Origin of the sequence: Nocardia sp. NPDC004168 (assembly GCF_040610355.1) — a bacterium.
GTDB lineage: Bacteria > Actinomycetota > Actinomycetes > Mycobacteriales > Mycobacteriaceae > Nocardia > Nocardia sichangensis.
In genome coordinates this window covers 181130-194206 of record NZ_JBEXME010000002.1, presented here as the reverse complement: position 1 = coordinate 194206, position 13077 = coordinate 181130, and the positions used below count along the sequence as shown (strand labels likewise).

At 68.8% G+C, this 13077-nt stretch carries 12 protein-coding genes; 4 read left to right on the top strand and 8 right to left on the bottom strand.

From position 1 onward, the window contains the following. Positions 1–8 precede the first annotated feature (8 nt). Complete coding sequence (locus tag ABZW96_RS04650) at positions 9–1181, bottom strand: glycosyltransferase family 4 protein (RefSeq protein WP_355071351.1); 1173 nt, start codon at positions 1179–1181, stop codon at positions 9–11. A 115-nt stretch (positions 1182–1296) separates the two neighbouring features. On the opposite strand from ABZW96_RS04650, the gene ABZW96_RS04645 reads away from it, so the two are divergent. After that, positions 1297–2082 (top strand): class I SAM-dependent methyltransferase, encoded by a 786-nt coding sequence (locus ABZW96_RS04645; RefSeq protein WP_355071349.1) that lies wholly within the window; start codon positions 1297–1299, stop codon positions 2080–2082. Here the strand turns inward: ABZW96_RS04645 and ABZW96_RS04640 are convergent. Further along, positions 2079–2390, bottom strand: a complete 312-nt coding sequence (locus ABZW96_RS04640) for a hypothetical protein (RefSeq protein WP_355071348.1) — start codon at positions 2388–2390, stop codon at positions 2079–2081. The genes ABZW96_RS04645 and ABZW96_RS04640 overlap by 4 nt on opposite strands. A 209-nt stretch (positions 2391–2599) precedes the next feature. Between ABZW96_RS04640 and ABZW96_RS04635 the strand changes: the two genes are divergently transcribed. Continuing rightward, positions 2600–4045, top strand: a complete 1446-nt coding sequence (locus tag ABZW96_RS04635; protein WP_355071346.1) for an aldehyde dehydrogenase — start codon at positions 2600–2602, stop codon at positions 4043–4045. Here the strand turns inward: ABZW96_RS04635 and ABZW96_RS04630 are convergent, their stop codons facing one another. Then, positions 4046–4249 carry a hypothetical protein gene (locus ABZW96_RS04630; RefSeq protein ID WP_355071344.1) on the bottom strand — a complete coding sequence of 68 codons (204 nt, stop codon included), beginning with the start codon at positions 4247–4249 and terminating at the stop codon, positions 4046–4048. It abuts the gene before it with no gap. A 344-nt stretch (positions 4250–4593) separates the two neighbouring features. Beyond that, positions 4594–5550 (bottom strand): helix-turn-helix domain-containing protein, encoded by a 957-nt coding sequence (locus ABZW96_RS04625; RefSeq protein ID WP_355072091.1) that lies wholly within the window; start codon positions 5548–5550, stop codon positions 4594–4596. Between the two features lie 103 nt (positions 5551–5653). Between ABZW96_RS04625 and ABZW96_RS04620 the strand changes: the two genes are divergently transcribed. Together ABZW96_RS04620 and ABZW96_RS04615 are read left to right on the top strand one after the other, a co-directional pair. After that, the gene (locus ABZW96_RS04620) at positions 5654–6406 is read left to right on the top strand and encodes a phosphohydrolase (RefSeq protein WP_355071342.1); all 753 of its coding nucleotides are present in this window, start codon (positions 5654–5656) and stop codon (positions 6404–6406) included. A gap of 39 nt (positions 6407–6445) precedes the next feature. Further along, entirely contained in the window at positions 6446–7210 is a 765-nt protein-coding gene (locus tag ABZW96_RS04615) for a hypothetical protein (RefSeq protein WP_355071340.1), read from the top strand. Positions 7211–7462: 252 nt separating this feature from the next. On the opposite strand, the gene ABZW96_RS04610 is transcribed toward ABZW96_RS04615, so the two are convergent. The 4 genes from ABZW96_RS04610 to ABZW96_RS04595 all read right to left on the bottom strand — a co-directional run bounded on the left by ABZW96_RS04610 (position 7463) and on the right by ABZW96_RS04595 (position 13066). Beyond that, positions 7463–9295, bottom strand: a complete 1833-nt coding sequence (locus tag ABZW96_RS04610; RefSeq protein WP_355071338.1) for a phosphoenolpyruvate carboxykinase (GTP) — start codon at positions 9293–9295, stop codon at positions 7463–7465. Positions 9296–9513: 218 nt separating this feature from the next. Continuing rightward, positions 9514–11094 (bottom strand): hypothetical protein, encoded by a 1581-nt coding sequence (locus tag ABZW96_RS04605; RefSeq protein WP_355071336.1) that lies wholly within the window; start codon positions 11092–11094, stop codon positions 9514–9516. Continuing rightward, positions 11081–12214 (bottom strand): hypothetical protein, encoded by a 1134-nt coding sequence (locus tag ABZW96_RS04600; protein WP_355071335.1) that lies wholly within the window; start codon positions 12212–12214, stop codon positions 11081–11083. The genes ABZW96_RS04605 and ABZW96_RS04600 overlap by 14 nt, the downstream gene beginning before the upstream one ends. Before the next feature lie 69 nt (positions 12215–12283). Beyond that, positions 12284–13066 carry an SDR family oxidoreductase gene (locus tag ABZW96_RS04595; RefSeq protein ID WP_355071333.1) on the bottom strand — a complete coding sequence of 261 codons (783 nt, stop codon included), beginning with the start codon at positions 13064–13066 and terminating at the stop codon, positions 12284–12286. Between the last annotated feature and the right edge of the window lie 11 nt (positions 13067–13077).

Here is a 13077-nt window from a genome sequence, read left to right as displayed (position 1 = left end):
GCACGATTTCAGTCCACCGTCCGCGGCGCGATCAACCCGCTCGTGTGCTCGCCGCGGGCGGCCGCCGCCAATACTTCGTAGACTCCGTTTCCGGTTTGCTCCCAAGAGAATTCGCGCGCGCGGGCGCGGGCCTTCTCCCCCATGACCGTGCGCGCGCCGGGATCGTCCAGCAGGTCGCCGACGGCGTCGGCCAACTGGGCGACGTCGTCGACCAGGATTCCGGTGGCGCCGTCCACAATGGAATCGGTGAGCCCGCGCGAGCTGCGATAGCCGACCGTCGGAACACCGTGCTGTGCCGCCTCGATCACCGCGAGCCCCCACCCCTCCTTCCGGGAAGGCAGCACATGCACCCAGGCGCGCGCGAGGAGTTCGTGCTTGCGGCGCTCGTCCACGTGCCCATGGAAGGTGACGGCGTCGGCGATACCGAGTTCGCGGGCGTTGTCCCGCAAGTTGTCCGCCCACCAGCCGCCGCCGATCACGTCGAGGCGCAGACCCGGGATGCGGTCGCGCAGCCGGGCCACGGCCGCGAGCGCGTCCTCGATCTGCTTGTGCGGCACCAGCCGGGACAGCACCACGACAGTTGGTGTGGGAGTGCGGGTTTCCGCGGCGCCGGTGGGTGCGTCCACTGGAACAGGTTCGGCCCCGTTGCGAACCACCGCGATTCGGGAGCGGTCCACACCGAGGGTGGCCAGCTCTTCCGCCGACGGCAGTGAAACGGTCAGGTATTGATTGCGGCGGTGCACGCGGGGCGACAGCCACGACTCGATCCACCAGCCGACGCGGCCGACCAGCCGACCCGCGACCGGCCACTGCTCCCGGTGACCGTGGTGCACCAGCACCACCGACGGGGCCGCGGTGACGGCGGTGGCGAAGAACGGTATGCCGTTCTGGGTGTCGATCACCGCGTCCGGCCGCACGCCGCGCAACGGGCCGAGACCGATCCTGCCCAGGAGGAGCGCGGCCAGCGCTCGCGGGTACACCGTGTAGCGTCCGCCCGCCCTGCTGATGGTGATGCCGTCGACGTGTTCGCGCCGCGGCGCCCCCGGATAGCGGGCGGTACGGAGGGTGACTCGAACCCCGCGCGCCGCGAGCTGCGCGCCGACCTGCTCGAGGTACCGCTCGCTGCCGCCGCCCTGTGGGTGCCCGGTGTCGCGCCAGCAGAGCAGGAGGACTTCGCGCACGGTGGAGCTTCTCTCGGTCAGTAGGTCCCGGTGGGAATGTCGGACGTCGCGCTACACCCTATCCCGAGCACCCGCCCGAGCAGGCCGGCATCCGGGTTGTGCGAGACTCGGCGCCGTGCTCAAAGCCGCGAAGACGCCGACACGCAGGAGTTCGCCTCGGTTCGCCCGCCGGGCGACCCTGCGCCGGTCGCTGCGACTGCTCGGCAGTTTCCGGTTCGAGCAGACCGACCCGGCCCTGTTCTACGGAGGTCTGGCCGCCGACAGCGCGGCGCTGATCGCCGACTTCTACGCCGATCTCACCGGCCGGTCGCTGGACGGGGCGACGATACTCGACGTCGGCGGCGGTCCGGGCTACTTCGCGGACGAGTTCGCCCGTACGGGGGCTCGCTACATTCCGGTGGAGCCCGACCCGACGGAGATGCACGCCGCGGGCCTTTCCGTGGCGGGCGCGGTCCGCGGGTCCGGGATGGCGCTGCCGTTCCGCGACGACGCGATCGACATCTGTTTCTCGTCGAACGTCGCCGAACATGTCTCGAAGCCGTGGGTGATGGCCGACGAGATGGTGCGGGTGACCAGGCCGGGCGGGCTGATGGTGCTCTCCTACACGGTGTGGCACGGCCCGTTCGGCGGCCACGAGACCGGGCCGTGGCACTACCTCGGTGGCGAGTACGCCGCCCGGCGGTATCGGCGCAAGCACGGGCGCGAACCCAAGAACAGGTTCGGCACGTCGCTGTTCGCGGTGCGGGCCGCTGACGGATTGCGCTGGGCGGCACGTACTCCGGCGGAGGTGCACACGGTCTTCCCGCGCTACCACCCCCGCTGGGCGTGGTGGTTGATCCGGGTGCCGATGGTGCGTGAGTTACTTGTGAGCAATCTGGTCGTGGTGGCAACCAAAAGTTAGCCGAAGTACGGCTCCAGCCATCCGCGACGCCAGTGCCGCTTCCCACAGGGAGCGTGCACGGGCTCGCTCCACGGCGATTCGCGCATCGCCAACCCGACGGTCTCGAGCGTGGTGAGCCCGACCAGGTCGGCCAGCATCCCTACGGCGGCGACCGCCTCCGCGGCCTGCATAGCCGCCGTCGCCTGCTCGATTGTCAGGGTGCGTCCGGGTAGGAACGAGACCACCCACCCGCCGCTGCCGACACTCTTAGCCTGATGCTCGGTTTGATCACTGGTCATCAGCGACCGGCCGATCACTTGCACCGCCATGACTCGGACTCCCCAGTTTGCGGTAACGATTCGGTAATGGAGCGAGCTGATATGTCGATACAGCATCCCCCTTCCAGCAACAGAACGCAATAGTGCGTTCTGCGAAAAGCGAACCGAGAGGTCGGGATTCACACTGGCCAGGGCGTCGCCGCGCCGCAAAACTGGAACAGGTTACAGACAATGCGGAGGCAAAACTGTAACGTGTTCTCATGCACTACGACAGCTTGTTCATCGGCGGCCGCTGGACCGCGCCAGCCACCGCCGAGCGCATCCAGGTCATCTCGCCGGCCACGGTCGAGCCGGTGGGCAGCGTCCCCGCGGTGAGCCGGGCGGATGTCGACGCCGCGGTCGCCGCGGCCAGGCACGCCTTCGATCACGGACCGTGGCCCGCCACGCCCCCGAAGGAGCGAGCCGAGGTACTCACCCGCGCCGCCCGGCTGATCGAACAGCGTTCCGCCGATCTGCTCGCCGCGCTGACCGCCGAGGTCGGCGCGCCGCAAATGATCGCGATGACGCTGAACCAGCTGCCCGCGGTCGCCGCACTGGACGCCTACGCGGCCCTGGCGGAGTCCTTCCCGTGGTCGGAGACCCGGGTGGGCGGGTTCGGCACCACTCGGGTCACCCGCGAGCCGCGCGGTGTCGTCGCGGCGGTGACCGCGTGGAACGTCCCTCTGTTCCTCGCGGTCAACAAGCTCGCGCCCGCCCTGCTGGCCGGTTGCACCATCGTGCTCAAGCCCGCCCCGCTGACTCCGCTCACGGCGAACCTGGTCGCCGACATCTTCACCGAGGCGGGCCTGCCCGAAGGCGTGCTCTCGGTGCTGCCCGCCGAGCCCGACGCGGCCGAGTACCTCGTCTCACACCCCGGCGTGGACAAGGTGACCTTCACCGGAAGCACCGCGGTCGGCCGCAAGATCGGCGCCATCGCCACCGGTCAGCTCAAGAGCGTCTCGCTCGAACTCGGCGGCAAGTCGGCGGCGATCCTGCTGCCCGATATGGACGTCGCGGCCAATATCCCGGTGCTCGCGTTCTCCGGCCTGATGAACAGCGGGCAGGGCTGTGTCGCGCAGACCCGCATCCTCGCCCCGCGCAGCCGGTACGACGAGATTCTCGACGCGCTGGTCGAACACGTGAAGACGATGAAGGTGGGCGACCCGAACGACCCGAGCGTGCAGCTGGGTCCGCTGATCTCCGAACGCCAGCGCGATCGGGTCGAGGGCTACATCGCCAAGGGCAAGGCCGAGGGAGCGCGACTCGTGCTCGGCGGCGGTCGCCCGGAGGGGCTGGACCGGGGCTGGTTCGTCGAGCCGACGATCTTCGCCGACGTGGACAACAAGTCGACCATCGCCCAAGAGGAGATCTTCGGACCGGTGCTTTCGGTCATCCCGTACGAGACCGAGGACGAGGCCGTGGCCATCGCCAACGACTCGGTCTACGGTCTCGCGGGCTCGGTGTGGACGACCGATATCGAACACGGCGCCGAGATCGCGGCGCGGGTGCGCACCGGCACCTACGCGATCAATTGGTACGCGTTCGATCCGAGTTCGCCGTTCGGCGGTTACAAAGCCTCCGGACTCGGCCGCGAGAACGGCCCGGAGGGTCTCGATTCGTTCTGCGAGCAGAAGTCGCTGCTCATGCCGCTCGGCTGGACCGGCTGATCACTCCGGTGGCATGACCACACGCAGCAGCGGAGCACGGTTGCCGTAACGCCGGGGTGGTGCGTCGACGATCTCGACGCGCCACCCGGGCGGCAGCACCGCGCGCAGCCGTCCCGCGGCCCGGCGCAGCGGGGTACTCACGGTCTCGAACTCGAATTCGGCCACCATCGGGGCAATCGACATCGTCATCTCCGGATCGGCCATGCTCCATCCACCTCTCGCGTCGATCTCGCCGTGCGCCGCGGCATCGCGGGTCCGATATCGGTAGGGAAGTCGTTCAGTCGATCAGTTAACCGCCAGTAATCCGACTGGGTGATGCGGAAGGAAGAACACGCCAAGCATAGGTTACGAATACACGAAATCTCTCGACAAGATCATTACCCCCTTTCCCATCCGGCTAAACCGATCGGTCCGTGGGAATTTCGCGAACTAGAGTGTGACGCGGGACACCGATCCGACCGCCCGACTCCCGAGCGCCGAGGTCGGCACAACCGAATCATCTCCCCCGCAAGGTTATTCGCCGCACCAGGCACTTCACCCCGGTGCGTTCACCGGCCCAGCGACCGGCGATACGCGGCCGGTGTCGCGCCCGTCGCCGCACGCAGGTGCGCCCGGAGCGCGGTGACGCTGCCGAACCCGGCCTTTACCGCGACGACTTCCACTGGCAAACGCGTGGTTTCCAGAAGCTCGCGCGCCCGTGCGGTGCGCTGGGCATCCAGCCACCGCCGCGGCGTGGTGCCGACTTGCGCCTTGAAACGGCGGATGAAGGTCCGCTCGCTCATCAGCGCGTGCGCGGCCAGCGCCGAAACATCCACCGCCACAGCTGGTTCCGCCACCGCCCAGGCCATCGTCGCGGCGAGACCGCCCTCGGTACGCGCGGCGGGTGCGTCCGGAATGTATTGCGCCTGACCGCCTTCCCGGTGCGGCGCGGTGACGTTCCACCTGGCCAGCTCCGCCGCCGCGTGCGCGCCCAGCTCGCGGCGGACGATGTGCAGGCACAGATCGAGACCCGCCGACAGCCCGGCCGACGTCAGCACGTCACCGTCATCGACGTAGAGGGCCGTCGGGTCCAAACGCACCGCCGGATACAGTTCGGCGAACTCGTCGCAATAGGCCCAGTGCGTAGTCACGCGTCGTCCGTCCAGCAGCCCGGCCTCGGCCAGGACGAACGCGCCGACGCAGATGCTCACCATGGTCGCGCCCCGCGCGGCCGCGCCGCGCAATGCGACGAGCGCCTCCCGTGGGGTGGGCAGCGTCGGGATACCGATGCCGGGCACGACGACGACATCGGCTTCCGCCAACGCCTCCAGCCCGTGCTCCACGCGCAATTCGAAGCCGTTGGGTGTCCACACCGGACCGGGACGCACCCCACAGGTCCGCATCTCGAACCCGGACGGCTCGCCGGTCTTGCCCGGCCCGTGCCGGAACGCCTGAACAGCACAGGCCAGGTCGAAGGCCATCACCCCGTCCAGCGCGAGCGCCACGACTTGCTTCATCGTCCCCAGTTTGGCACGAATCCGAGCAATACTGTCATTTCCGCCACTCGCCGCGGATCCGGACACACGCTTGACTTCAGTGCACACCGAGTTCCGACCAGAAGGAGGAATCGTGGCCGCACCGACGGGCCTCGACTGGGCATGGGCCACCCGCACCGGGGGCGCTCTGTCGAAAGAGCAACGCCGCGCGTTGGCCGTCGCGACCGCCCGCACGCTGCCCGCCATGGCGCCCAACCGGCTCCGGCTGGCACTGGGCAGGCGGGGACGCGGGCGGCTGGAGTTCGCCGGCCTGCGGTTACCCGACTCCCAGCTCGCCGTCGCGGCGGAGACCGAGGCGCGGGAGTCGCTGTCGCCGCACGTGCTGAACCATTCGCTGCGGACCTACTACTTCGGACGGGTCCTGGCGGATCTCGACGGCGCCGCCTACGACGACGAGCTCGTCTACGTCTCCTGTCTACTGCACGACCTGCAACTCGAACATCCCACGCCCGGACGGTGTTTCGCCGTGGTCGGCGGCGAACGGGCGGCCGCCGTCGCACTGGGCGCGGGCGCGCCGCCAGAACGGGCCGAAGCGATCGGCGCGGCCATCGCCGCCCACATCACGCCCGGGGTCGCCGACGATCTCGGCGACCCCGGCGGCTTCGTCTCCGCGGGAGCCTCGGTGGACGTACTCGGGACGCGACTGGCGGAACTGGACCGCGAGTGGGTCGCCGAACTGCTGCGGCGGCACCCGCGACTGGAGTTCGTACGGCATGTCGTCGCCGCCTTCCGAGCGGAAGCGAAGGCGATGCCGAAAGGCCGGATTCATTGGCTCAACAGGGCGGGTTTCCTGGCCATGATCCGGATGTCCCCGTTCGCCGAATAACCAAGCCGCCCCGTCAGACCGATCGGTATGCTCAACGTTATGAACGGTGTCACCGGCATCGCAAGCGCACGGCACAAGCTTGCTCGCGCGGGACACCACATCAATGACCTCGAACGCATGATCTCGGAATACCAGAACGCGAACCAGGTCGAAGTCCGAGTCGACCTTTCCCCGAGCCTGGAATACGAGAACGAGATCGATTGTCAGGTAGCCGCGGTGAGCGTATCCGAGGTGCCCGACGAGTGGGGACTGATCACCGGTGACGCGCTCACCAACTCGAGGGCCGCCCTCGACCACGCCGTCTACCCGCACGCGGAGCATTTCCCGATCCTGCTGAGCAGCACGGACAGCAGGGGTGAGGAGATATGCGTTCAGGAGATATTCGACGCCACGACCACAGCGATAATTCTCCGCCATCAGCCATATAACGATCCGCAGCCGACACATCACCCACTCGGACTTCTCCGCGAACTCGTCGACCGTGACGCGCACCGCCGAGTGCTCGTCACCAACTCGTTCAGGACCGAGCTGATTTTCGCACCATCGGATGACTACGAAGTCGTGGATATTCCAGGACTGGCAGTCCACGAACTCGTGCCGGGAGCTGTTTTCAAGCATTTCCGTTTGAAGCTTCGCCCTGGGTTCACACAATCTCAGCTCACATACAACAACCGACTCGTGGCGACTGTCGTCGTCAATGTTCCCGATACCGATGACGATGTGCCCCTCGTCGCGTGTATGAGATCGATTCACACACGAGTGTCGGAAATTTTGGATCAGCTCGAAGCCCTCGGGATTCTATAACCGCCACGGTGTCGCCGTTTCCGGCAGCCATGATCCGCGATCTCCGCGCGGTAGAGCGACGACCGCGCTGGACGACAAGCCATGGTTCGTGGAGTGCGGACCGCGCGGAGTGGTCCGGCGAGCTCCACGGCCGACCGCGATGCTCGAAGGGCGCTTCCGGACCGCGCTGAACACGGAAACGTTTGTCTCGCAGAACAAATCGCCCGCACCATCTGCCGGATGGTGCGGGCGAATGCTACTTTGGGTGGAGTGTCAGCCCAGACGCTGCTTGAGCGCCTCGAACTCGTCACGCACGCCGGAAGGCAGCTTGTCGCCGACGAACTCGAACCACTCTTCGATCAGCGGGATCTCCTTGCGCCACTCGTCGGCGTTCACGACGAGCGCCTCGTCGACGTCCTTGGGGTCGACATCCAGTCCCTCCAGGTCGAGCTGCGCGGCGGTCGGCACGTTGCCGATCGCGGTCGCCTCGGCGTGGGCGGAACCCTCGATACGGCCGATGATCCACTCCAGCACGCGGGAGTTCTCACCGAAGCCCGGCCACAGGAAGCGGCCGTCGCCGCCGCGGCGGAACCAGTTCACGTAGAAGATCTTCGGCAGCTTGCCCGCGTCGGCGTTCTTGCCGACGTTGATCCAATGGCCCAGGTAGTCCCCGACGTGGTAGCCGAGGAACGGCAACATGGCCATCGGGTCGCGGCGGACGGTGCCGACCTTGCCCTCGGCGGCCGCGGTCTGCTCGGAGGACAGCGTCGCGCCCATGAACACACCGTGCTGCCAGTCGAAGGACTCGGTGACCAGCGGGACGGTGGTCTTGCGGCGGCCGCCGAACAGGATCGCCGAGATCGGCACGCCCTGCGGGTCGTCCCACTCGGGCGCCAGGATCGGGCACTGCGCCATCGGCGTGCAGTAGCGGGAGTTCGGGTGCGCGGCCAGCGTCTCGGTCTCGCGCTGGTACCAGTCGTTGCCCTTCCAGTCGATCAGGTGATCGGGCTCGCCTTCCAGGCCCTCCCACCACACATCGCCGTCATCGGTCAGGGCGACGTTGGTGTAGACGGTGTTGCCCGCCTCCACGGTCGCCATGGCGTTCGGGTTGGAGCTGCGGTTGGTGCCCGGCGCGACGCCGAAGAAGCCGAACTCGGGGTTCACCGCGTAGAGACGGCCGTCCTTGCCGAAGCGCATCCAGGCGATGTCGTCGCCCAAGGTCTCCGCGCGCCAGCCCGGCACCGTCGGCTGGATCATCGCGAGGTTGGTCTTGCCACAGGCGCTGGGGAACGCGGCGGCGATGTAGTAGGCCTTGTTCTCCGGGGAGATCAGCTTCAGGATCAGCATGTGCTCGGCCAGCCAGCCCTCGTCGTGGGCCATCGCCGAGGCGATCCGCAGCGAGTAGCACTTCTTGCCGAGCAGCGCGTTGCCGCCGTAGCCGGAGCCGTAGCTCCAGATCTCCCGATCCTCGGGGAAGTGGGTGATGTACTTGGTGTCGTTGCACGGCCACGGCACGTCGGCCTGGCCGTCGGCCAGCGGCGCGCCCACGGAGTGCAGCGCCTTCACGAACGGGCGGTCGGCGCCCAGCTTCTCCAGGGCGGCGGCGCCCATGCGGGTCATCACGCGCATCGACACGACGACGTACTCGGAGTCGGTGATCTCGACGCCCAGCTTCGGGTCCTCGGCGCCCAGCGGGCCCATGCAGAACGGCACCACGTACATGGTGCGGCCCTTCATCGACCCGCGGTACAGCTCGGTCATCGTGGCGCGCATCTCGGTCGGGTCGACCCAGTTGTTGGTCGGGCCCGCGTCGGCCTCGGTCTTCGAACAGATGTAGGTGCGCGACTCCACCCGGGCCACGTCGGAGGGATCGGAGAGGGCGAGGAAGGAGTTCGGCTTCTTCTTCTCGTCCAGCCGCTTGAACGTCCCCGCCGCGACGAGCTGCTCGGTGAGCCGCTCCCATTCCTCGTCGGAGCCGTCTGCCCACACCACTCGATCCGGCTGGGTGAGTTCGGCGACTTCTTGTACCCAGGCGAGTAGTTCGCTGTGCTCGGTCGGCGCCTTGCCGTCGGATCCACGAAGACCAGGAATGGTCGCTGACGTCATGAAAACTCTCCTGAGATGGGCGGCTGTTCGATGCTCCGCCGCCTGGCCCTAGGCCCATGACCAGCGCGAATGCACCGAGCGCCACCGTTGGCGGGAAGGCGCCCGCTCCGACCGGTCGAACGCGCACCCCAGGAGGGCGGCAGATCAGGACTTAGCGGACGCCCAAGTTCCTGAATAGAGGTTAACGCGATGTGACGGCCGGTACGGTATCGGGTTCCTCACTGTGTACCCAATTGGTCGTTCGTTTCAACAGGCGCGATCCAGCGATCGAGGATCCGGACGTCGCGCTCGCATGCGGCGAGCTGCCCCGGCTGCTCGGCCGCCATCCGGCGCAATTCGGCCTCCAGCCGGGCCACCCTGCGATCCGTCTCGACCATTCGCGCGGTGCTTGCCTGGACCACGTGATCGGCCAAAGTGGTCTCCGCTTCCACGAGTGCGGTCACCACGCGCTGCTCGAGCTGCGCTTTTACGTTGACCAACGCGTCGGCGACCCATTGCCGGATGTGCGCTCGATCGGCCAGCTGGCGGCGTGCTCGGACCACCCACGCCGCCGCACCGCCGCCGAGCAGCAACGTTACCGGCACGCTCGCGACGTCGAGGGCCGATACCAGGGAAAACGGAGCAACCAGCAAGCGACCCAGACCGACACCGGCCGACGCGCCGAGCGCGATCATAAGGTGATCTTCGACACCCCGATGGCGTGGCTCGGGATCCGGGCCGACCCGAGGGGCCTGGTCGCGGCGCCGCGTAGGCGAACCCCGATCCGTGCTCTCGATCCGGGCGCTCAGTTCGGCGATGCGCTGGTCGATGACGTGGTCGAGGGCGCCGGTCAGTTCGGTGACGGACTGCTGCAGCCGAGTGGGGTAGCCGCCGAGCTCGGCGGGCCGCAGCCGGTCCAGCTCGGCGCGCACGGCGGTGTGCAGCGCCCGGATGCTCGCGCCGATCTCGGTCATCAGGTCCACCCGGGCCAGGTGCAGCTGCCCGCGCAGGGTGGACATCGCGGTGGCGCGCCCCCCGTCGCGACCGGCCAACAGAAGGGCGCGCTCCTCGCGCAGCCGGGCCGCTTCGGCGCCGGAGCGCAGCACCGCCACCTGTTCGGCCACCCGTCGACGCGTGTCGGCGAGGACCCGGCCGGTCACCGCACCCGGCCGGTCACCGCCTGCGGCGGCTGCCGCGGTGAGCCGCGCGTGCAATGCGCCGACACCGGAGCGATCGAGCAGTCCGGCGTCGCCCGCGGCGCGTGCGGCGGCCGCGAGCCGCGCCGAGACCGGCACGATGTCCAGATCGCCCGCGCCCGACGCGGCGAGCAACTCCAGGTCGCGCTCCCGCACGGCGTGCCAGTCCCGGTGGGCGTGGACGCCGTTCATCGCGAGCAGCAGGCGGGCGCCGTCCGCGCGCAACCGATCGACCACCCCGAGCGTGTCCGCGCCGATGATGGTGCCCGCGTCGAGCAGGATCAACGCCACCGCGGGCGGGGCGGACTCCGATACGGCGTCGGCGCGGGGTTCCGACAGCGTGAGGCGCGGTTCGAACCGGGCCAACTCGGTGCGCAACAAGGTCGTGTTGACGTCGGCGGGGCCGATCACCGTGACCGCACGAGCGCCACCGGAGTCGTGCACCGCGCGCAGCAGCGCCATACCTTGCGGATTCCATCGCTCCACCACGGCCGCGAGCTCGGGGACGAGCGCGGCGGGGCGCTCGGCTTCGCCGTCGGCGGAGTCGCCCGCCGTGTAAGAAGGCGGATCCACCGCGGCAGCCGCACCAGGCGACGCCGATTCCGGCGGCTCAGAGACCGGCACTGCTCATCCGTTCCCATAGTCGGACGTACCCGTTGTGCACCCGCAACGCGGCGCGGCGGGCGGCCGGGGGCATATCGCTGGTGACGACCGCGTGCCAGCGCGTGGCGCGGGCAAGCGCATCGTCGGCGTCGGAAGGAGCGGGCGCGGAATACCCTGCGGCGAGATGGGCCACTTCGGGCCCCGCCAGGCCCGCGCAGAGTCCGAGCCAGACGGCGTCGTCGCTGTACAGATAGGACTCCAGGAGGTCGCGCGCCCGGCCGCCCTCCTCCGGGACCGCGCGGGCGGCGAGCCGGGCCAGCTCGTCGAGCAGCTCGCCGCCGCGCAGCGCGGACACTTGTTCGTAGCGGCGGTGCAGCAACTGGTGGAGCGCGTCGATGCCGCTGGCCGCGTGCAAGATCTGCAGCAGCGCCTGCGGAGCGAGATCCGGATCGTGCCGTAGGGCCGTGCACGCGCAGGCCACGCCGTACAGATCCCAGCGGCGCAGCAGTTCCTCGCGCTCGGCGGCATCCGGACCCGGTGCGACGAACAGGTCCGGCGCGAGGAGCAACGCGGGGTCGGCTTCGGTGGCGAGTTTGCGCAGCAGGTCCAGCTCCGCGCCGGTCAGCGCGCCCGCCCTGGTGCGCATCGCGAGCGAGGCGACCACCGGAACCACCGGAAGCCGCAGCTGGCTGCCGTACTGCTGGGCCGAGGCCACGGCATCGCCCCAGCGAGAGCCGATCGCGTCGGCTTTGTTCAGCACCGCGATCGTGCGCTGCGGCGGCAGCGTGGCCAGCACCCTCCGATCGGCCGGCGTCGGCGCGGCCGACAGCACGTAGACGACGATGTCGGCGTCGAGGTCGGGGTCGGGCGCATCCGGCCGGTCCACCGGATCGGTCTCCACCGCAGACATGAGCGCGAGCGCGTGCAGCACCGTTGTCCGCCCCGCGTGCGCGCGCCCGGTCACCTGGATGCGCGGCGGCTTGCGCCACGCGCTGACGGCCGCCGCCGCGGCGTACCCGATCTGCGGATCCCGCCCGGTGCCGAAGCGCAGCTCGGCGAGCAGCTTGTCGAGCTGATCGTGCGCGGACGTCGGCACGCCACGCTCCCGCAGCGGCCCATCGGAATCAGTGGCTGTCGGCATGCTGCACACACCCCCTTTTATGGTGCGCAATTGTGTCAGAAGTCGGCTCGCCGGGCAGGTTCGACGGGCTCAGCTGCCACTGAAGTATTTGTTGGCGGTGCGCACCATCCAGTTCGGCGCGTATTTCCCCACCGTCGCGAGCACCTTCGCCTGCGCGCCGATCTCATAGTGCACTTTCGGCAGCCGGGCGCGCTTGCGGGTGGCCTCCCAGATCCCGGCCGCGACGTCGTCGGCGGTCAGTCGTACGCCCAGCGATTTCGTCGTCCCGGTCGTCACGCCGTCCACCATGGCCGTGGCCACGAACAGCGGCCAGATCGCGAGCACGCGGATGTCGTGGCGCTCCCATTCCAGGTCGAGCGCCTCGGTGAAGCTCTTGACGGCGGACTTGGTCGCACCATAGCTCGCGAGTTCGGCCTGGCCGTAGATCGCCGAAGCCGAGCACAGGTTGACCACCTGCGCGCCCGGCGTGTCGCGCAGGTAGCGGAACGCACTGTGTGTCCCCGTGAGCACGCCCACCACGTTGACCTCCACGATCGCCCGATGGGCGGCGATGTCGATCTCCTCGAACGGCCCCGCGCGCAGGATCCCGGCGTTGTTGACCAGGATGTCCAGTCGTCCCGTCGCGGCGTGGAACTCCGCGAGCCGCTCCGCCCACTGCGTGGCGTTCGTCACATCGAGCACTCCTGTGTTAACTACGCCACCCTTGGCTGTGATATCACCGGAAAGCCTGGTCAGCCCGACTTCATCGATGTCGTAAGCCCCGACTTGGTATCCCTGCGCAGCGAAAAGCAAGGCCGTGGCCCGCCCGATGCCCGCCGCCGCGCCGGTGATGAATACTGTCGGTCTGCTCATGCCGGGGAGTC

Excerpts from the sequence above, each read along its gene's own strand:
- ABZW96_RS04640 (WP_355071348.1), bottom strand. The coding sequence starts at position 2,390 with ATGGCGGTGCAAGTGATCGGCCGGTCGCTGATGACCAGTGATCAAACC.
- ABZW96_RS04635 (WP_355071346.1), top strand. The coding sequence starts at position 2,600 with ATGCACTACGACAGCTTGTTCATCGGCGGCCGCTGGACCGCGCCAGCC.
- ABZW96_RS04630 (WP_355071344.1), bottom strand. The coding sequence starts at position 4,249 with ATGGCCGATCCGGAGATGACGATGTCGATTGCCCCGATGGTGGCCGAA.
- ABZW96_RS04615 (WP_355071340.1), top strand. The coding sequence starts at position 6,446 with ATGAACGGTGTCACCGGCATCGCAAGCGCACGGCACAAGCTTGCTCGC.
- ABZW96_RS04610 (WP_355071338.1), bottom strand. The coding sequence starts at position 9,295 with ATGACGTCAGCGACCATTCCTGGTCTTCGTGGATCCGACGGCAAGGCG.
- ABZW96_RS04600 (WP_355071335.1), bottom strand. The coding sequence starts at position 12,214 with ATGCCGACAGCCACTGATTCCGATGGGCCGCTGCGGGAGCGTGGCGTG.
- ABZW96_RS04595 (WP_355071333.1), bottom strand. The coding sequence starts at position 13,066 with ATGAGCAGACCGACAGTATTCATCACCGGCGCGGCGGCGGGCATCGGG.